This is a genomic window from Rhodococcus sp. NPDC004095 (assembly GCF_053604015.1).
In genome coordinates this window covers 360,524-380,286 of sequence record NZ_JBSGGS010000003.1, presented here as the reverse complement: position 1 = coordinate 380,286, position 19,763 = coordinate 360,524, and the positions used below count along the sequence as shown (strand labels likewise).

General features: G+C 70.1%; 18 protein-coding genes. 5 read left to right on the top strand and 13 right to left on the bottom strand.

Translation table 11 applies throughout. From position 1 onward, the window contains the following. The first annotated feature begins 704 nt into the window (after positions 1 to 704). The 5 genes from ACWEPG_RS07850 (at position 705) to ACWEPG_RS07830 (ending at position 5,657) form a co-directional block, all read left to right on the top strand. The gene (locus tag ACWEPG_RS07850) at positions 705 to 1,937 is read left to right on the top strand and encodes a cytochrome P450 (RefSeq protein WP_452594192.1); all 1,233 of its coding nucleotides are present in this window, start codon (positions 705 to 707) and stop codon (positions 1,935 to 1,937) included. Beyond that, complete coding sequence (locus ACWEPG_RS07845) at positions 1,937 to 3,121, top strand: MFS transporter (RefSeq protein WP_452594191.1); 1,185 nt, start codon at positions 1,937 to 1,939, stop codon at positions 3,119 to 3,121. The genes ACWEPG_RS07850 and ACWEPG_RS07845 overlap by 1 nt, the downstream gene beginning before the upstream one ends. Before the next feature lie 189 nt (positions 3,122 to 3,310). Next, positions 3,311 to 3,685, top strand: a complete 375-nt coding sequence (locus tag ACWEPG_RS07840) for a putative quinol monooxygenase (protein WP_450113317.1) — start codon at positions 3,311 to 3,313, stop codon at positions 3,683 to 3,685. Positions 3,686 to 3,709: 24 nt separating this feature from the next. After that, a complete protein-coding gene (locus ACWEPG_RS07835) occupies positions 3,710 to 5,116 on the top strand; it encodes a wax ester/triacylglycerol synthase family O-acyltransferase (protein WP_452594190.1) in 1,407 nt (468 codons plus the stop codon). A 46-nt stretch (positions 5,117 to 5,162) separates the two neighbouring features. Next, a complete protein-coding gene (locus tag ACWEPG_RS07830) occupies positions 5,163 to 5,657 on the top strand; it encodes a nitroreductase/quinone reductase family protein (protein ID WP_450113315.1) in 495 nt (164 codons plus the stop codon). Here the strand turns inward: ACWEPG_RS07830 and ACWEPG_RS07825 are convergent. From ACWEPG_RS07825 to ACWEPG_RS07765, 13 genes are all read right to left on the bottom strand, one after another. Further along, entirely contained in the window at positions 5,650 to 6,732 is a 1,083-nt protein-coding gene (locus ACWEPG_RS07825) for a lipocalin-like domain-containing protein (protein ID WP_452594189.1), read from the bottom strand. The genes ACWEPG_RS07830 and ACWEPG_RS07825 overlap by 8 nt on opposite strands. Positions 6,733 to 6,763: 31 nt before the next feature. Continuing rightward, entirely contained in the window at positions 6,764 to 8,251 is a 1,488-nt protein-coding gene (locus ACWEPG_RS07820; protein WP_450113313.1) for an aldehyde dehydrogenase family protein, read from the bottom strand. A gap of 54 nt (positions 8,252 to 8,305) precedes the next feature. Beyond that, positions 8,306 to 9,610: a homogentisate 1,2-dioxygenase gene (gene hmgA, locus ACWEPG_RS07815; RefSeq protein WP_450113312.1), complete on the bottom strand. Its 1,305-nt coding sequence runs from the start codon at positions 9,608 to 9,610 to the stop codon at positions 8,306 to 8,308. After that, entirely contained in the window at positions 9,607 to 10,896 is a 1,290-nt protein-coding gene (locus tag ACWEPG_RS07810; protein ID WP_450113311.1) for an oxygenase MpaB family protein, read from the bottom strand. The genes hmgA and ACWEPG_RS07810 overlap by 4 nt, the downstream gene beginning before the upstream one ends. Before the next feature lie 46 nt (positions 10,897 to 10,942). Beyond that, on the bottom strand, positions 10,943 to 12,088 hold the full coding sequence (locus tag ACWEPG_RS07805; RefSeq protein WP_450113310.1) for an alpha/beta hydrolase: 1,146 nt from the start codon (positions 12,086 to 12,088) through the stop codon (positions 10,943 to 10,945). A 102-nt stretch (positions 12,089 to 12,190) separates the two neighbouring features. Beyond that, positions 12,191 to 13,372 (bottom strand): MCE family protein, encoded by a 1,182-nt coding sequence (locus ACWEPG_RS07800; protein ID WP_450113309.1) that lies wholly within the window; start codon positions 13,370 to 13,372, stop codon positions 12,191 to 12,193. Continuing rightward, positions 13,369 to 14,013 (bottom strand): MCE family protein, encoded by a 645-nt coding sequence (locus tag ACWEPG_RS07795; RefSeq protein ID WP_452594188.1) that lies wholly within the window; start codon positions 14,011 to 14,013, stop codon positions 13,369 to 13,371. Before ACWEPG_RS07795 ends, ACWEPG_RS07800 begins: the two co-directional genes overlap by 4 nt. Beyond that, complete coding sequence (locus ACWEPG_RS07790; RefSeq protein ID WP_452594187.1) at positions 13,997 to 14,497, bottom strand: MlaD family protein; 501 nt, start codon at positions 14,495 to 14,497, stop codon at positions 13,997 to 13,999. The genes ACWEPG_RS07795 and ACWEPG_RS07790 overlap by 17 nt, the downstream gene beginning before the upstream one ends. Then, positions 14,494 to 15,687: an MCE family protein gene (locus ACWEPG_RS07785; RefSeq protein ID WP_450113307.1), complete on the bottom strand. Its 1,194-nt coding sequence runs from the start codon at positions 15,685 to 15,687 to the stop codon at positions 14,494 to 14,496. Before ACWEPG_RS07785 ends, ACWEPG_RS07790 begins: the two co-directional genes overlap by 4 nt. Beyond that, the gene (locus tag ACWEPG_RS07780) at positions 15,684 to 16,739 is read right to left on the bottom strand and encodes an MCE family protein (RefSeq protein WP_450113306.1); all 1,056 of its coding nucleotides are present in this window, start codon (positions 16,737 to 16,739) and stop codon (positions 15,684 to 15,686) included. The genes ACWEPG_RS07785 and ACWEPG_RS07780 overlap by 4 nt, the downstream gene beginning before the upstream one ends. Continuing rightward, positions 16,736 to 17,749 carry an MCE family protein gene (locus ACWEPG_RS07775; RefSeq protein WP_450113305.1) on the bottom strand — a complete coding sequence of 338 codons (1,014 nt, stop codon included), beginning with the start codon at positions 17,747 to 17,749 and terminating at the stop codon, positions 16,736 to 16,738. The genes ACWEPG_RS07780 and ACWEPG_RS07775 overlap by 4 nt, the downstream gene beginning before the upstream one ends. After that, positions 17,746 to 18,909: an MCE family protein gene (locus ACWEPG_RS07770; RefSeq protein WP_452594186.1), complete on the bottom strand. Its 1,164-nt coding sequence runs from the start codon at positions 18,907 to 18,909 to the stop codon at positions 17,746 to 17,748. The genes ACWEPG_RS07775 and ACWEPG_RS07770 overlap by 4 nt, the downstream gene beginning before the upstream one ends. Then, positions 18,909 to 19,763, bottom strand: coding sequence for an MlaE family ABC transporter permease (locus ACWEPG_RS07765; protein ID WP_450113303.1), 855 nt, complete (start codon positions 19,761 to 19,763; stop codon positions 18,909 to 18,911). Before ACWEPG_RS07765 ends, ACWEPG_RS07770 begins: the two co-directional genes overlap by 1 nt.

Sequence of the window (19,763 nt, the reverse complement as noted above, 5' to 3'; positions counted from 1 at the left end):
GAGAGCGGCTGAATCGAACCAGGCCCGGCTCCGGCGGTCCTGGTACGCACGGTCGGTTCGCCGCACCCGGCCGTGAGGAGGCCCGCAGGTCGGGCGCGGAGTCGAATCCCCGTCGAGACGGCGGCGGTGAAGGAATCCGGCACGATCCGGGACTGCGGGGCTGTACGCCGGCGCTCTTCGCCACGCAATCGCGTGCTTCGAGGATGCCTCGGCAGTCTTCCGCGCCGACGGCGATCTGTGACGACAGATCCCGGCATTGGTCGGGCTCGTGGTCGCGTACGGACTGCGCGGTGCCGCGCGCCCGCAGTCCGGCGTCGACCCCGCCAGGTCCGGCGCACCGCGGTGTGCGCGACCTGGCGCACCGCCGTCGGTCACGCCACCAACCAGCTGTCGGTGATCCTGCGTGACACGGTGATTGGTCCTGCCGCACGTTCACGCGCCGACCCGGTGAGAAAACCTCAGGGGGTGAGCGGATTCCACACCTTGGTCGGCTTCTGGACCCCGCGACGACGGCGCAGTCTTGTTCATGTCACATCGAGCACAGAAAGGAGGTGCAGGAAATGCGTCGCATCAAGTTCACCGTCGCAGCGCTCGTCGGCTTCGTGCCGCGAAAAGCGCCGGGCATGTACGAATGGTCCTGAGAATCTCACACGTGCGGGCGGTGGACTTTGTTTCGCCGCCCGCACTCTCGTTAGGAGTTTCACATGGCAAGGCCACCAGTCCTCGGGGCGTCGCGAGCAGCACTGGCGGAAAAGTACGATCGCGGGCGGCTGACCTTTCTGCTCGACGCCGCAGAACTCGGGCCGATAGTCGAACTCTGGCCGGGAACCTTCCTGGTCTCGGGTCACCGCGAGGTACACGACGTACTCGTCGGGTCGAATCGCAAGTTCTTGTCGACGCAGAATTTCCTCCGGAACAAGGTGTCGGGCGACCTCGGATCCGAATCGGTGCAGCGGTGGATGACGTCACGCAAGGCGGCGTCCGCGGCATTGGCTTCGCGTGATCGTCTCGAGGACCACCAGGTCGAACTTGTGCACGACACACACGCGATCCTCCGGGGTTGGCTGGGGAGGACAGTCGACGATCGCGAACTGATCGACACCTTGCAGGTGCTCACGTCCGCGTCCATCAGTCGGTACTGCTTCGGAACGCGGAACTTCGACGAGATACCCCCTCTCGCACAAGAACTTCTCGATGCTCTCTTCCCGATCACGGCGAGCCCATTCGTCCTGCCCCGATGGTTGCGCTGGCGGCCTTCCGATCTGCGGGTCCGCAGGGCCCTGCGCAATCTCGAATCGGTCGTGGCGAAGCTGGTGCGGGCGCCGGGCTCGGACGGATTGTGTGACGACCTGCGACGCGCATCTCTTCCATCCAAAGACGTTGTGCAGATGGTTATTTCGACACTCTTGGCCGCGCACGGCGTTCCGGCGGCGGCGATCCTGTGGGGGATGGTCGAGCTCGGTGGACGTGGCGCCGTGCAAGAGCAGCTCCGAGGTGAGGACGGTGCCGACGCACTCGGACACGTCGTGTCCGAGACGCTCCGCCTGTGGCCGCCGTCGTGGATGCTGGGCCGTGACGCGGCCGAGGACATCCGATTCGGGGACTGGGAGATGAAGAAGGGCAGCGTGGTGATGGTATCCAGCTGGGTCACCCACCGGGTATCGCCCACCTTCGCGCCGACCGGTGGCGACTTCAGGCCCGAGCGGTGGATCGATGCGGCGCCACAGCGCGGCGAGTTCATACCGTTCGGCGGTGGGCCGCGATGGTGTGTGGGCGCGAAGTTCGCGGAACGCGAGCTGTCAACCGTCCTGGGTGAGATCGTCCGAAACTCCACGATGCGAATTCAGCTGTCGGGTGCCGAACTGAAGGTGAACGAGCGCAGAACTCTCACCCCCGAGGGCTTTTCGATGAGGTTCTACGTCCCGGTAGGAACGTGATGCGCGGAAAACTCCGGTCCAGGCTGGGGTTCGTCTTCCTCCTCGCCGGTCCGGTCGCAGATTCCGCCATCGTGGTGATTACGGCCGGGTTGGTTGTTTCGGCCGGCGGAGACGCGGCGCTGCTTTCGCTGGCATTCGGTGCTCGATGCATCGGAATTCTCGGAGCCGGGGTCATCGCCGGCACGTTGGCGGACCGGCTCGACAAACGGGCGATCATCCTGTCGACTTATGCTGGTCGTGGCGCGCTGATCGCCATACTGCCTGCACTTGCGGGTGGACTTCACGTTCTGCCCGTCATGATTGCCTTGGGCGTGTGTAGTGGGCTCTCGCAGCCGGCCGCGACGACTGCGGTTTATCTTTCGGTGCCACGAGACGATCGGGCCGACCGGCTGGCGATCTGGCACTCGTTGAGCCTGACCGTACAAGTGGTTTCGCCCGCTGCAGCGGCACTGCTGATCTCGGCCACCGGACCCGCGGTGTCGGCAATTCTGCTCGTCGCGGCTGTGGCCGTGGGTGCCACGTGCGCGGGTGCGGTCCCCCCGGGCCCGTCGCGAACGGACCCGCCCACAGGGATTGTTCAGGACACGCGTGCGGGTCTCCGTTACGTCGGCGAATGTCGTTGGCTGCGCACGGTGATCCTGGTGTCTGCGGCACAAACCGCACTACCGGTCCCGGCCTGGCTCCTGATCGTCAACGCTGGGTCGAGCGAGCGATGGTTCGCGGGCGCCCAGGGATACATCATGGCGCTGTTCGCGCTCGGTGGCATCGGCGCCACGAGCCTGCTGGGAAAGCGGATTCCGTCTCGCACAGCGCAGTCGGCGCTGCTGGCGCAGGGGGCGATCTGCGTCGGCCTCGTGGCGTTGAGCCTGTATCCACCGTTCTCCGTCATGGCCGTGGTTGCACTGTTCGTCGGAGCCGCGATTCGGGTGGGCAGCGTCTGGGCAGATGTCCTCGTGGCGACGCGGGTGCCCGAATCGATGCTCGGACGAGTCGCGGGACTGGGTGCGACCCTCGCCAATGTGTGCATGCCGGTCGGTTACATGATCGCCGGCGCGCTACAGGCGCCACTCGGTTCGGCGGTGACCGCGGGTCTCGCGGCCGCGGTGAGTGCGGCCGTGACGGCCGTCGGCGTCGTGCTGGTTTCGGCGCCTGCACGGACGGCGCCGGTGCGGACAACGGTCTGACGCCGCGGCGTTCATGTGCGCGTCGGCGGCGCAACCGCGGCGACCTCTCCACGAATCGGACCCCGGCAGTCAGGCCGGTCGGCCCTGTGCGGGGGACCTTCGACCCTGCCGCGAGGACGTCCGGACGACGAGGATGTGAAGAAGAGGGGGTCACGACGACAACACCCGGAGTCGACGACGGGAGGAGTCATGGGACATCTGGAACTGCACGCACACCTGAAGATCCGTCCAGGTCAACTGGAAGGGTTCAAGGCTCAAGCGGTCGAGATCATGCGGCTGACCCGAGAGCAGGACACGCAGACCCTTCGCTACGACTGGTTCATCAGCGAGGACGGAACCGAGTGCGAGGTCCACGAGACGTACCCGAGCGGAGAAGCGCTGATCGAGCACAACACACACATCATGGACGCGCGGGCGCTCCTGTTCGAGAAGTACGCGTACGACCACCGCATGACAGCCTTCGGCGAGGTCTCCCAGGAGCTCAGGGACCTCGCACGCAAACACGCCGGAGGAATCGCCGTCTACTCGTTCCTCCAAGGCCTCGGAACCGCGGCGGCCGTCTAGGCCACGGGGAAGGGACGTGAGGTCATGGCCGAGAAGCGGCTCCTGGAACGGGTGACTGCTTCGGACCTGTTCCTGCTGCTCTGGGACGACTACGGCTGGTCCACCGACATCGGTGGGCTCGCCGTCCTCGACGGCACAAGCCTGCTCGACGAGGATGGCGGCGTCCGGCTCGACGAGGTCCGGCGACACCTCGAGCCGAGAATGCACCTGGTGCCTCGCTTCAGACAGCTGCTGTACCGGCCTCGCCTCGGGCTGGGCTGGCCGCTGTGGGTCGACGCGCCCTCCTTCGACGTCGCCGAGCACGTCCATGTCCGTGCGCTCGCCGCGCCCGGGGGCCAGGACCAGCTGCTGGAGACATGCCGGCAGCTGGCCCGGCGACCGTTCGATCCCGCCAGGCCGCTGTGGGAGCTGTGGCTGCTACCCGGCCTGCCGGACCGACGGGTCGGCGCGTTCTTGAAGCTGCATCACGTCCTCGCCGACGGCCCCGCCGCGATGGCCGCCTTCGGGGCGCTGCTCGACCGGACCGCCGACGCGCCCGTCGAGGGTGCACCGGCGTGGACGCCGACACCCATCCCGTCCACCGGTGAGCTGCTCCGCGACAACCTGCGACGCCGCCGACAGGAACTGGCGCGCGGGTGGTCGGGCCTCGTCCATCCGAGGAGAACGCTGCGGTTGGCGCGCCGCGCGTTGCCGGCCTGGCGGGAGGTACTCACCGACAGGCCTGCCCCGCGGACCAGCCTCAACCACCCCGTAGGCCCGGAGCGTCGATTGGCGGTCGTCCGCGCTCGCCTCGACCCCACCAAAGAGGTCGCCCATATCCATCACGCCTCGGTCAACGATGTGGTGCTGACCGCGGTGGCCGGCGGTCTACGCGCGCTGCTGGCGAGCCGCGGCGAGGCTGTCAACGGGATCGTCCAGCGCGCGATGGTGACCATCTCCCACCACGAAGCGCGCCCCGGGGAGGCGCAAGGCAACACGCCCGGATGGATGATGGTGCCGCTGCCGGTCGGTGAGCCGGACCCGGTGCGCCGGCTCACATCGATAGCCGCAGAAACTGGGGCACGGAAGGGCAAGGCTCGCCCCGAGGCGGGCAGTGGGATCTTCAGATTCGTCGCCTGCCAACGTATCTGGTACCGGCTGTTTCCGCGGCAGCGGTCGGTGAACCTGGTCGTGAGCAACGTCCCCGGCCCGCCGATGCGGCTGTATCTCGCCGGCGCGCCGCTGCTGGAGGTCTTCCCCCTGCTGCCGCCCATGGGCAACCTGACGCTGGTGGTCGCCGCCCTGTCGTACGCCGGCCAGCTCAACCTCACTGCCGCCGCTGACCAGGACAGCTGCCCGGACGTGGAGGTGTTCGCCCGCGGGGTACGCAGCGCCCTCGACGACCTCGCGCAATCGGTCCTGGGGTCTGCTGGTGTCCGACCGCAACGATGACGAGGACGTGCGGAAGTGTGAATCGGACGAGGGAGGTGGCTCGGCGATGGGTGAGGGACCAGGCCTGGTGCGAGGCTGGCGGTATCGGGCGCGGCGTCGAATGTACCGCGGCGGACGGCCCGGGAACCTGGCCCGAGCTCTCAACCGGATCTCCGCGTTCCAGTTCGCGGCCGGCGTGCTGTCGCCGAAACGTGCGGTGACGCTGGAGGTACGCGGGCGACGCACGGGCCGTCCCATTTCGTTTCCGTTGGTGGTGACCGACTACGAGGGGGAGCGGTACCTGGTGTCGATGCTCGGCAACAACGCGAACTGGGTGCGCAACGTCCGCGCGGCCGAGGGGAGGGCGGTGCTCAGGCGTGGCCGGAGCGCAGCGGTGCGTCTCGACGAGGTCGACCCGGATGCCCGCGCGCCCATCCTGCGCCGCTACCTCGCCCTCGCCCCTGGAGCCCGGCCGCACCTTCCGGTGGACCGCGACGCCCCGCTCGAGGAGTTCGAGCGGATCGCCGCGCAGTACCCGGTCTTTCGCATCGTCGTCAGCTGAGTGCGACCAGCTCGTGCAGGGTCCGGCCGCGGCGGACATCGGTGGTGCCGTCGCGCTCGACCGTCAGCTCGAACGACGACAGGAACCGGAAGTACCCGGGGTGTCCGATGAATCGGTGGGCGAGCGGGCGCACCAGCCTGGTGCGCGCCACCGGCACGTCGTCGAGCAGGTCGTGCGCGTGCACCACCTCGTCGACGTCCAGCCGCAGCGACAGCCGATCCGGAACCTCCAGCTCGATCCACTCCGGGCGGGTGCGGCCGGCGCGTTCGTCGAACACGGGTGGGCCCTCCCTCAGCACCGTCTTCCCCGTGCTCATCACCACCTCACCCTGATACGCGAGCATCAGCGGCTGGCTGCGGTGCCGTCCCAGTCGCTCCTGCGTCAGGACGGACGCGAACAGCAACGAGTAGTCGTCGTCGTACAGCCGGCCCCAGTGCCAGTGGTCGATCACCTTCGTCATGTCGCCGAAGCCCCAGTTGTGGTCGGCGTAGCCGCGGCCCGTGACGTCCGAGCGCACCCCGTCGATGACGACGGTGCCGCTCACCGCGGCGCGGGGAGCGCCTACGCACCATCCGAACACGTCGGTGTTGCCGAAACGGGTCTCGCCGCCGCCGGGCATCCAGCTGGGCAGTTCGTTGACGAACGTCAGGTCCAGGGTGATCCCGTCCTCCGACAGGTGCACCCGGTGCACCGGCAGCCCGCCGTCGGGGAACTCGGCGTGCGCGTGGTTGCCGCCGATCCGCACGTCGCACTTGCGGATCGACGCGCTCGCGTGCGACCGCGGATACCGTTTGCGCACCTGCCGTCGCGTGCCGTCCGGGGCGTACACGAGGATCTCGACGTTCGGTCGTGCCACCGCCGCCGGTTCCTCCGGGCGGCGCATGTTGAGGAATCCGATGACGGTGCGTCCGTCGGCGAGGGTGGCGTCGAAGTACCAGTGCTCGAACGCCAGGTTTCGCGGGACCGGATGTGCGGCATTGTGCCGCGGCAGGACGGTGGTGAGGGTGTCGTCCTCGCCGTCGAGACCGTTCCAGGCCTCGGTGATTTCCAGATCTGTTCCCGCGCTGGGGGACATGGGAGTGTTCCTCTCGGTGACGGTCATCGGCTCACAACCCCGTGTAGCCGATGTGGACGGTCTTCTCCTCGGTGTCGGCCTCGATGCCGGACCGCCCGAGTTCGCGGCCGATGCCGCTGCCGCCCCGCCCACCCCAGGGGAGCGCGGGATCCGGTACGCCCCAGCCGTTCACCCACACCATGCCGACGCGCAGCTTGTCGATCACCGAATGGATGCGGCCGATGTCGGAGGAGTAGATCATCGCGTTCAGGCCGAACTCGGTGGCGTTCGCCAGCGCGACCGCTTCCTCGGTGGTGCGGAAGGTCATCACGGTGGCGACGGGACCGAAGATCTCCTCACGGGCGATGGTCAGGTCGTTGTGGCCGCGGAACACGGTGGGCTCGACGAACAGCCCGGGCCCGTCGAGGCGCCGGCCGCCGGTGACGAGGTCGGCGCCCTCGCTGCGGCCCTTCTCGATGTAGCCGACGATCCGGTCCATCTGCTTGGCGTTGACGATGGTGCCCATCGTGCTCGACTCGGCGAACGGATCGCCCATGACGGCCTGCTCGGCGGCGGCGACCAGGCCGTCGACGACCTCGCCCGCGATCGACTCGTGCACGATCACCCGGGTGCCGGCTGCGCACACCTGGCCCTGGTGGTAGAAGTTGCCCATCGCGATCCACGGCAGCGCCTCCTCCAGGTTGGCGTCCGGGAAGATCAATTGTGGTGACTTGCCGCCCAATTCGAGGGTCACTTTCCGGAAGGTGGTGCCCGCGTATGAGTGGATGCCGCGGCCGACCCGCGGGCTGCCGGTGAACGAGACCTTGTCCACACCGGGGTGTCCGGCCAGCGCGGCGCCGGCCTGGGGCCCGAGACCGGTGACCACGTTGACCACGCCGTCCGGCAGACCGGCCTCGGTGAGCAGATCCGCCAGACGCAGGGTGGACAGGGAGGCGTCCTCGGCGGGTTTGACGACGGCGGTGCAGCCGGCGGCAAGCGCCGGTGCCAGCTTCCAGGCCGCGATGACGGCCGGGTTGTTCCACGGGGTGATCGCGGCGACCACGCCGAGCGGCTGACGCATCGTGAAGCCGAACCGCTTCTGCGGCCCGATGTCGCACAGGGCGGCCGACTGCCCGGTCAGCTTGTCCGCCCACCCGGCGAAGTGCCGGAACACCGCGGCGGCGGCGGGGATGTCGCCGGCGACGGAATCGCGGTACAGCTTGCCCATCTCGACGGCCTCGAGCGCGGCGAGGGTCTGCGCGTCCCGCTCGATCAGGTCGGCGGCGCGATTGAGGATCTTCCCGCGTTCGGCGGCGGGCAACCTCGACCACTCGCCGTCGGTGAACTGGGCGCGGGCGGCGGCGACGGCGGCGTCGACGTCGGCCTCGGTGCCCGCCGCGAGTTCGGCGACCTGCTCGCCGGTGGTGGGATCGGTGGAGGCGAATGTGGCGCCGCCGTCACCGGCGGTGGCGCGACCACCGATCCGGTGCACCGGATCCGGCATCGTGAAGTCGGGGATGTTGCGCACGGTGGTGGTCATCTGCTCGTCCTCTCGTCGGGTCGATCGGGATGAACTGCTTGTGGGGAAACTGATTCAGGAAGCCGGGAAGTGGCGCCGCAGATCGCGCCAGGAGGAGTCGTAGTCGGGCTGCCGGTGCTCGGCGGCGTGGGCGAAGTCGGTGACGTGCAGCGGTCGCCGGGTCTCGAACATGAACGGCAGTGAGCCGTCGAGCTTCTGCGGTGTCAGATCGGCCGCGACGGCCGCCTCGTAGGTCGTCGCGTCGGGGCCGTGCGGCGCCCACATGTTGTGCAGGCTCGCCCCGCCCGGCACGAAGCCTTCCGCCTTCGCATCGTGCACGCCGGTGACCAGCCCCATGAACTCGGTCATCACGTTGCGGTGGAAATACGGTGGGCGGAAGGAGTGTTCGATGACGTTCCATCGAGGCGGAAACACCACCACGTCGACGTCGGCGACGCCGGGGCGCCCCGACGGGGAGGTCAGCAGCGTGAAGATCGAGGGATCGGGGTGGTCCCAGGTCACCGAACTCATCACGTGAAACCGTGCGGTGTCGTACTTGTAGGCCCCGTGGGTGCCGTGCCAGGCCACCACGTCGAGGGGCGAGTGGTCGAGTTCGCAGGCCCACAGGTGCCCACCGAACTTGCGCACCACCTCGACCGTCTCCAGCCGATCCTCGTACGAGGCAACGGGATACAGGAAGTCGCGCGGGTGGGCGAGGCCGTTGGCGCCGATCGGTCCGAGTTCGGGGAGTGCGAGATACGCGCCGTAGTTCTCCAGCACGTACCCGCGGGCACCGCCGTCGGGCAGTTCCACGCGGAAGCCGATCGCCCGCCCGATCACCGCGATCTCTCCCGGTGCGACGTCGAGAATGCCCACCTCCGTGTGGACTCGGAGCCGACCGGACTGCGGAACCAGGAGCAGCTCGCCGTCGAGGTCGAACAGGTATCGCGACTCCATCGACCGCGTGCAGGCGTAGGTGTGGATCGCGATGCCGGTCTGCGAGGTGACGTCGCCGTTCGCAGCGAGGGTGTAGAGCCCGTCGAGGAAGTCGACGCCCGGACCGGCGTCCGGCATCGGGTCCCAGCGCAGCCGGTTGACGTCGAGGACCCCGCCGGACAGCGGTGCCGCACGAAGGTTCCCGTCGGCGATGCGCCGGAACGCCCCGTGCCGGGCGGACGGCAGGATGCGGTACACCCACGTGCGGCGGCCCCGCCCGCGCGGCTCGGTGAACGCGGTGGCCGACAATTGCTCCGCGTACAGGCCGTGCGGGGCGTGCTGGGGTCCGTTCTGGCCCCACGGCAGAGCGCCGGCCACGGCTTCGGAGTGGTGCTCGTTGCCGAAGCCGTGCAGGTAGTCCAGGGTGGCGATGGGTGTGGTCATCGGCGCAATCCGCTGCGCGCCTGGAACTCCGCCTCCCGGCCTGCCATCTGCGCGCGGTACCAGCTCTCGCGGTGCCGGGAGGTGATCCGGTCCCAGAGCCGGTCGACCCGGGGCGAGACGCGGCGGACGTACTCGGCGGCGGTGAGCAGCGGCCAGCGCGCGATGACCACCAGGATCCACGGCAGCGGCGACGGCATGTCGTAGCGGGCGCGGGTCACCGGGCTCATGAACAGGGTGGTGTAGGCGCTGTACATGCCGTAGGTGTAGCGGGCGCGCAGGCGCTGCAGTCCGCGCTGCTCCGGTCGGGGCGCGAATGCGGCGGGGAACGACTCGATGAGCTCCTTGCCGTGCACCCCGGCGTCGTAGCTGCGGCTGAAGGAGACCATGGCGTTCAGTCGCATCGAGTCCGCGATGGTCTCGGGGAACAGGCGCACGTCGACGCCGAGCAGGTACCCCATGTACTTCTGGAAGTGCAGCAACGCCGTCATGTCCGAGCGGCTGGTGTGGATGCCGACGAGCCGGAGCGCCAGTGCCGGAACGGTGCTGCCGCCGAGCAGGGTCAACATCTGGTAGCCCTGGCTGATCGGGTATCCCCACTTCTCGGTGTCCCACTCGGCGTGACCGTCGACCCGCCGCCGGACCGCGACATGCATGACCCGAACCCGCATCGCGGTGGCGCGGCCCGCCGAACCCGGGGTGAGGAGTGCGCCCGGCTCGGAGACGTCGATCCAGAACCGGGACGTCTCGAGGTAGCGGCGCAGCGCGTTGTCACCGGCGTAGCCGCCGGCGAGGGAGAGCGGCGTGGCGACCGCGGCCTCGGTGTACATCTCCAGCGTGATACCGCCGGCGACGGTGAACAGCATGGTGCCCCACCGTCGCCAGATCGCGGCGCCACGTTCGACGAGGTCCCGGTCGACCCAGTCCGGGACGGTCTCGAACTCGGTGAACAGTTCGCGCATGCTCTCGGGGGCCTCGGGGACCGACTCCAGGCCCTCGGCGAGCGCCCGGTCGAGCAGTGCCCGTCCGGTCGCGGGGTCGGTGCCGTACACCTGATCGACGAAGTGCTCGGCCAGCGGGTCGCCGTGGAACAGGCTCTCGCAGAACGCATGCGCCAGCTCGTCCGGTGGGAACAGTTCGTAGCCGAAGGCGCGGCGCAGCGCCCGCTCGGCGCGCCGGACGCGTGGACCGGTCTTGCGGTCCCAGTAGGTGAACGCGCTGGGGCAGCGCTGCTCGCGGATCGGTGGCACCGGTGTCGTGATGCTGTCCGTCTCGGGGTGGATGGCCATGATCTCTCGCTCCCGCGAATCGTCTTTTTTTGAGCTGGTGGAAGATTCAGGCGGCGAGGTCGTGGCCCGCCAGCCAGGTGCGGACCTCGCCGGTGACGTGCGCGACGCCGTGCGGCTGGTCCACCAGGTAGTGGTTCAGGTCGGGGACCTCGACGAGGGTCGCGGGCGCGCCGGTGAGTGCGGCGTGCATGGCCCGCGACTCCGAGGCGAACGCCGCCTGGTCGCCGAGCAGCGACATCACCAGCGTCGGGCAGGTGACACCGGGCAGGTTGCGGAGTGCGTCGGCGTTGGTGTGGTCCACGCTCCAGGTGCTCAGCCAGCTGCGGACGGTGACGAACCGGGCCAGGCCGCCGGCGGCCGTGTTCGCCCGGGCCGGGTCCCCGTACATGCTGCCGACGGCGCGGTCACTCGGATCGAGGGTGATGTCCACGAACCGTGGATCCGCGACCGTGCGATGAACGACGAAGCCGTGGTCGGACTCGCCGGTGCGGTTCAGCTCCGCGAGCCGGTCGAGTGCCCACGTGTCGATTCGGCGCATCCGGTCCAGTTGCGCCAAACGATATTTCGTGACCCAGTCGCGGTCCAGCGGTGCGGTCCGGTCCGGCGCGTACAGATCCAGGTCCGGGTCGGTGCGGTCCGGTTGCTCGTCGTCAGTGACCGCCGGGTCGATCCAGTGCCGGAGGACGTGGGCCCGGCCGGTGTGCGCGCCGATCAGCAGCAATGCGTCGGCCGGGGGCATGTCGGCGTCGGCGAACCCGCTCGGGTCGCCGGCCGGGGTGTGGGTGACGGTCCGATTCTCCGCCTGGTCCTGGTAGAACGCGGCGAGGGAGCCGCCGCCGCTGAACCCGAGCAGGATCACCCGTTCGAAGCCGAGTCGTTCCCGCATCCAGCGCACCGCCGAGCCGAGGTCGAGTGCGGCGCGTTCCATGATGAGCGCCGGCTCGTTCGAGTTGTAGCGGGTGTTCACCCCGAGCGCGGGAATCCCGGCGTCGGCGAACCCGCGAAGCAGGAAGTGGGACAGGAAGTCCGAGGCCGGGTGCGCCATCACGATACCGACGGAACGGTCGTGGTCCGGCGCGGCCACGAGATTCGCGTGCAGGGTCGGATAGTGGCGGGACAGGCCGGAGTGCATCTCCACCCTGCCGTCGCGGGCCGGTTCGTACGGAATGCGTTGGAAATGGTCGACGATCACTGCTCGGTCACACCTTCCGGGACGGACGGTAGAACACGGACGCGCGGCGCGCTGACAGGCGAACCATACCGTACTCGATGGTATGGAGAGGTGTTTTCGGAATCATCGTGGAGAGTCCGATTCGGCGGCCTCCCGGCACAATTGGACGGTCGCGGCCCGGTACCCGGGATGCTCCAGGCACGGCAGATTGCGCGCGCCGCGGACCGCGGTCGGATCACCCGGTGCCACCGAGCAATACAGGCCCGGCGGCGTCGGAACCGTGTCCGTCTCGGTCGGGGACCTGCGCTCGGACGCGGGCAGGAAGCCCGTCGTGCAGGGCGGGGGGTCGTTCAGTTGCGCGAGGAAGAAGGTGTTCTGCCCCGGATCGTCGGCGTTGACCAGTCCCGCGCTCTGGGTGGACGCGATGATCGGCGGGTACAGCACCAGGAGCTGCTCGATCGCCGGATCGTAGACCTGCGCCACCTGCGCGACGCTGGTCAGGTTCGCCAGCAGCACAGGAAGAGTCGGACGCAGCCGGTCCAGCAGTGCGGTTGCCTCCACCGTTGCCGGGCCACCACGCTCGAGCACCGATCGGAGGGCCGGATCGACCCCGGCGAGGGTCCCGCTGACATCCGCGAGGGACGCCGCCCACGAGCGGATCGGTGCACTGCTCGCCGCCAGCGGGTCGAGAACGGCGGCGGCGTCCGTGACGAGTCCGGTCAGCGCATCGCGATCGGCCGCGGCGTCCGCCGCGAACGACGACGTCGAGGCCAGCAGCGCGGCCAGGTCCGGCCCGGCTCCGTCGACGGCGGTGAAGGATTCGTCGAGCACGCGGCGCAGGGCGTCCGGGTCCACCGACGCGAGGGCCGCGTGCAGGTGGTCGAGGGTCGGGCCGATCCGCTGTGGAACCGTCGTGCGCTCGCGGGCGACGACCGCGCCTTCCGCGAGGGGTGGCCCGTCGGCCGACCGGGGAAGCAGGTCGACGTACTGCTCGCCGATCGCGGACAGGCTGTGCACCTCGGCGTCGAGGTCCGCCGGGACCGGGACGTCTGAGTCGAGGGAGAGGACGGCCCGCGCCCCGACCGGATCGGCGCGCAGTTCGGCGACGGTGCCGATCGTGGTGCCGCGATAGGTGACGTTCGCCCGCGGATACAGTCCCGCCCCGTCCGGTAGCAGCACGGTGACGTGGTATCGGCCGAGCCCGGCCTGCTCGGGAAGGTGTGCGTACCGGACCGCCGTGACCGCGATCGCCACCACCCCGAGGAGGCCGAATACGAGCAGGCGCAGGCGGATCGATCGAGTCATGGGGTACCTCCGGCGGGCCGAGGTGCGGTGGGGGAGAACAGGCGGCCGACGTCCGGCAGGGTGATCGCGGTGGCGGGAGCCAGCGCCCCGACCGCACCCTCGGGTCCGGCGAGCCGGCCCGCCAGTGGTGTTCTGAGCAGCAGTGCGTTGTCCAGGGTGGCCGCCCGCAGGTCGAGGGTGACCTCCCCGTTCGCGTAGTCGCCGCGCACCGCGTTCCGGTACGTGTCAATCGGGAACGGGTAGGTGAGCAGGTACCGCAGCGACTCCGTCAGGGACGGACCGGAATCGGCCAGTGAGCGCAGGACCGGTTGCAGCGAGCGCAGATTCGCGGTGAGGTCCTCGCCGGTGCTCGTCACCAGGGCGGTCGCGGCGTCCCCGAGCCTGCCGAGGGAGTCGAGCGCCCGGACCAGGTCCTCGCGCCGGTCGGCGAGGGTGCCCAGCGCCGGGGTGAGACTGTCGATCGCGCGCGTCACGTCGTCACGATTCGCCGCGACCTCGGCGGCCAGGCGGTCGAGGCCGTCGATCGCGCGCACGATGTCGGACTTCTGGCCGTCGAGGGTGGCGAGCAGCGTGTCCAGCCGGCCGAGCAGGTCGCGCACCGTGTCCTCGCGGCCGCCCAGCGCGTCATCGACCTCGGTCATGATCTCCTGCACCTGCGCGAGCCCGCCGCCGCTGAGCACCAGCGACAGCGAGGACAGCGTCTGCTCGGTGGTCGGATAGGCGTCGGGCGCGGTCGATCCCGATCCGCGCGCCGTCGCCGAGGTGTCCCACCGGCGGTTCCCCGGTCGGCGCGGCCAGCTCGACGTGGGTGGCGCCCAGCAGGCTGGTCTGGCCGATCCGGGCGGTCGTGTTGGCGGGCAGGTTCACGTCGCCGCGCAGACCGACCGTCACCACGGCGTGCCCGTCGCCGAGCGCGATGTCCGTGACCGACCCGACTGTCACGTCGTCGACCAGCACCCGCGAGTTGGGCGTGATGGTCGAGACGTCCGGCAGCTCGATCCGCACCGTGAACGCGCCCGCGCCGCGGCCCTCGGTCGCGGGCAGCGGCAGCGACTCCACCCCGCGCCACCCGCACCCGGTGCACAGGACGGCCACGGTGAGCGCGACGCCGGCCAGCCTGGTCATTCGCCGTCTCCGCTCTGCACGACCTGGCCCGGCAGGGCGGTCACCCCTCGGGTCGGATTCGACTGCAGCGGAAGGGAGTCGATCGCGAGGGTCTTCAGGACCGGCCCGAGGTACTGGACGCACAGTTCCGCGCCGCGCTCGGCACCGACCTGCTCCGCCGCCGCGAGCGCCGAACAGATGAAGTCGACCGGATTGGCGAAGTTGTCGGGCGCCAACGCGGAGACCACCGCGTTGTGGGCGGGCTGGTAGATGTTGCTCATGTTCGCCAGCGCGGTCGGTGCGACGTGCAGGATCTGCGCGATACCGTCGCGTTGCGCGGCGAGGGTCGCGAGCACGTCGGACAGCTGGTCGGCCGACGCGCCGACCGCGTCCCGGTTGTCCCGGACGAACCGGGTGACGTTCCCGACCGCCGTGTCCAGGGTGGTGATCGCGGCGCCGATGGTGTCGGTGTCGGAGCCGAGAACCTCGGTGACCGTGGCCATTCGGTCGTTGAACTCGACGATCTGCCGATCGCTGTCGGCCAGTGCGGCGACGAACACCTGCAGGTTGCGCACCGTCGCGAACAGGTCGGTGCGGCCGTCGGAGAGGATCCGCATCGCGTCGGAGAGCCGGGTGAGGGTGGTGTGCAGATTCTCGCCCTCGCCGTCGAGGGTCGCGTCGAGCGCGTCGACCAGGTCGCCGGCAGGGCCCGTCTCGGGGTGCGTGGGATCCGGCGGGCCGAGGGCGGTGGCCAGCCGGTCGAGCTGCGCGGTCATCGCGTCCCACTCGACCGGAACCGCGGTGTGCGACAGGCCGATCGTGTCCCCGTCCCGGAGCCGCTCGCCCCCGGTCCAGGCGGGGGTCAGCTGGACGAACCGCGCCGCGACGAGACTCTGGTTGACGATGATCGCGTCGGCGTCCACCGGGATCGGCTGGGACCGCTGGATCCGCATCCGAACCCGGGCGGCCGTGGGTCCGGGCCGGATCGACTCGATCCGGCCGACGGACACTCCCATGACGCGGACGTCGTCCCCAGGATACAGGCCGGTGGTGCTCGTGAACTCGGCCTCCACGACCATCGTCGTCACCCGAGGCACCACCAGGTACGAGGCCGCGACGAGGACCGCGACCACGGCACCGAGCACCACCCAGGTGCGGCGGATCCTGCGGACCGGCTCCACGGCCGCTCCCTTCTCCTCGGCGTCGCTCATCGTGGTGCCCCGTCCAGAGCGGACAGGGGATTGACGGTGCTGTTCTCGCCCGGCGCCGGTCCCAGCCCGAGGGCGGCCCGCACGAACGGGGCGATCACCTGCCCCGGGATCAGGTTCTGGATGTACGAGTTGAAGAACGGCCCGCTCGACACCGCCTCGCCGAGCTCGGTGATGTACGGACCGAGCCGCTCGATCGCGGCCGCGACGGACGCCCGGTTCGTCTGCAGCACCGCGAGCACCGACTGCAGCGACGCCAGCGTCGGTCCGATCGCCGCCTCGTTGTCCGCGACCAGCCCGTCCAGTTGCCGGGACAGCGCGGAGACGTTGTCGAACAGCGTGTCGATCACGGCGCGGCGGTCCCGCAGCTCGCCGAGCACCGCAGTTGCATCGGTCAGCAGCGTGTCGATCTGCCCGCTGCGCTCGGCCAGGACGCCGGTGACGCTCTCGGCAGATGCGAGCAGGCCGCGGAGCGACTCGTCGCGGTCGGCCACCGTCGCCGACAACCGTCCCACTCCGTCGACCGCGGCCCGCACGTCGTCCGGAACGCGGCGCAGGGTCGAGGTCAGGACGCGCATCGACTCCGCGAGCCGGTCGGTGTCGATCCGCTCCGCCCGATCGGTGAGGTCCCCGAGCGCCTCGGTCAGCTGGTAGGGCGAGGTGGTGGACTCGGTGCCGATCGTCGCGCCCGGTCGCAGTGGATTCTCGCCGCCCGGCGTGACCCGAAGGTTCTTGGCGCCCAGTACGGTTGCGGTCGCGATGTCCACCCGGGTCCGGTCGCCGAGCCGGACGGGGGCGTCGAGGCGGAACGCCACGGCGACCGCGGCGCCCTCGATCTCGATGGCGGTGACCCGACCGGCGTCGACACCGGCGACGCGGACCGCGTCGCCGACCCGCAGTCCGCCGGTGTCGAGGAACAGCGCCCGGTAGCCGGCGCCGGACGCAACGAACGGCAGGGACCGGACCTGTAGCCCCGCCAGGACCGCGGCGAGGACGAGGACAGTGCCGATGATGCCCAGCCGCAGGGTGTTCCGTTGCCGGTACCTTTCGTTCATCGGGGACCACACCTCCCGGTCGGCTGGCCGAACAGCGGGGTGGTGGCATCGGTGCCGTCGGGCCCGGTGTACTTGATTCGCAACGCGCACAGGTAGTAGTTGAAGAAGTTCCCGTAGACGCCGAGCCGGCTCAGCGCCGCGTAGGTGTCCGGGAGTCGCGTCAGCACGCTGTCGAGGGTGTCGCGTCCGCTGTCGAGTTGCGCTGTCGTGCGGCCCAACTCGCCGACGGTGCCCTGCAGCGGAGGGCGAGACGTGTCGAGCAGGCCGGCGACCTCCCCGGCGGCGGTGTCGATGCGCTCGAGCGCCACGCCCCAGGACTGCCGCTCGCGGGCCAGTCCGCTGCTCAGCTGCGCGGCCCGATCGATTGCGGTGGCGAGGGTGTCGCGGCGGCCGGCCAAGGTCTCGACGGTGCTGTCGAGGTTGTCGATGACCCGCCCGATCACCTCCTCCCGGTCGGCGAGGGTCGTCGTCAACGAAGCCGTGTGCGCCAGAACCGATTCCACGGTCCCGCCCTGACCCTGCAGTACCGCGATCAGCTCGCCGGACAGCGCGTTCACCTGATCGGGCGCGAGCACCCCGAACAGGGGCTTGAACCCGCCGAGCAGTGCGTCGAGGTCGAGAGCCGGCTCGGTGCGCTCCGGAGGCAGGGTCGCCCCGCCGGGCAGGGTGCCCGCGCCGGTGCCGGGGCGGACCTCCAGGTACCGGTCGCCGACGAGGTTCTGGTAGCGCACCGCGGCGGACGCGTCGCCGGTGAGGGTGACCGCCCGGTCGACGGTGAATGCGACGAGCGCAGCGCCGTCCGGGGTGATCGTGACGTCGCGGACCCGCCCGGACTCGACACCGGAGATGCGGACGAAATCGCCCGCATGCAAACCGGATGCGTCGACGAACAGCGCCCGGTACCCGGTGGTCGGCTGGAAGCGGAACTGGCCGAACACCAGCACCAGTGCGGCGGTGATCGCCAGCGTCACGACGGTGAACACCGCCACCCCCACCGCCCGGCCCGTCATCGTGCACCGCCGGGCAGCCCGGGGACCAGCACTGTCAGCAGCGAGTTCGGGTCGACGGTGGGGCCGGTGCGCCCGTGGCCGAACACGTTCGCCCCCGTGTCCGCGGCGACGTACGGCGCGGGAACGTCCGCGGCCGTCAGTTCCGGAAGCGCCCCGCACCGGGGTCCGCCGGTCGCCCGCACCTCCGGCAGGTCGGTCGGGTAGCGGTATGCGTCGACGCCGAACAGGATGGTGCTGTTGAGCAGCATCGACCGGCCGTTGCCCCCGGACACCTTCTCGGCCCCGACCCGTGCCACGTCGGCGCCCTGGATGAAGCAGGTCAACCCGGACGAGTACTCCGCGAACAGCGCAGTCGTCGGCCGGGACAGTGCCGCGGCATCGGTGAGGGCTCGCGTGTTGTCGGCCAGCACCGGTGTCCCGGTGTCGGCGACACCGATCACGCCGAGCAGCAGAGCGTCGAGGGACTGTCGGTGCGAGACCACGCTGTCGGCCGTGACGGTCGCGGACCGCGCCGATGCCACCAGGTTCGGGGCGACGTCGCCCAGTGTTCCGGACACCTCTGCGCCCGCGGAGATGTCGGTGGACAGGGCTCCGAGTGCCGGGTCGAGCGTGGCCAGCACCGCGTCGATGTCGTCCAGCGCCAGGCCGAGGTCCGTTCCCCTGCCCCGCAGTGCGGTCGCGGCGGCGCTCAGGGTGGCCTGCAACTGCTGCGGCTCGACGACGTCGAGGACGGCGGTGAGCCGGTCGAGGATCGAATTCGTTTCGGCGGTGACCGAATCCGCGCGGATCACCGCGCCGTCGGCGATCGGGCCCGTGGCCGCGACGGCAGGATCGGTGAGCACGACCTGCTTGGCACCGAACACGGTGGTCGCGGTGATGTCGGCGCCGACCCCGGCCGGGACGTCGGTCGCGGCGTCGGGGGCCAGTTCGACCCGGACCACCGCGCCCTGCTCCTCCCGGGACACCTCGACCACCCGTCCGACCTCGACACCGTGGTACTTGACCAGGGACCCGTTCTGGAGCAGCAGGCCGGCGCGCCGCACCTCGAGCCACACCCGCACCGGATCGGCGGCCAGGATTCCGGTGTACGCCGCACAGGTCAGGACGGCGAGCCCGACGAGCAAGGCCGCCAACACGATTGCCGCGAATCTGGTTGCCATCACGCCGCCAGGTGCACCGCGCGGGCGCTGCCGTACAGCGCCAGCGCGACGGCCAGGGTCACGGTCACCACCGCGATCAGCGACAGGCGCACCGCACGGCCCGTCGCCGTGCCCACCCCGGCGGGGCCGCCACTCGCGTGATAGCCGTAGTACGTGTGGATCAGCATCACCGCGAACGCCATCACGATCACCTGAACGAACGACCACAGCACGTCCGAGGGGACGAGGAACGTCGAGAAGTAGTGGTCGTACACGCCACCGGACTGGCCGAGCAGCAGGACGGTGGTGATCCGGCTCGACACGAACGAGGTGACCAGTGCGACGGCGTACAGCGGAACGACGGTGGCCAGGCCCGCGAGCAGCCGGGTGCCGACGAGGTAGGGGACCGATCGGATCGCCATCACCTCGAGGGCGTCGATCTCCTCGCTGATCCGCATCGCACCGAGCTGGGCGGTGGTGCCGGCACCGATCGTCGCCGCCAGTCCGATCCCGGCGGTGACCGGACACACGACCCGCACGTTCACGTACGCGGCGAGGAACCCCGTGAGGGCGTCGATGCCGATGTTGTCGAGCGAGTGGTAACCCTGCACCGCGACGGTCGCACCGGCGAACAGGGTGATGAAGCCGATGATGACGACGCTGCCGCCGACCGCGGCGAGCAGTCCGGTGCCGAGCCCCACCTCGGCGATCGCCCTCAGGGTCTCGGATCGGTACCGGCGCAACGCCTTGCCGGTCGACCACACCGCCGCCGCGAAGAAGAGGGCACGCCGGCCGAAGTCGTCGACCGCCCGGAGCGCCGACCGCGCCCCGCGCGTGATGCGATGTGTCGCAGTGGTCGTCAGAATGCTCGCCAC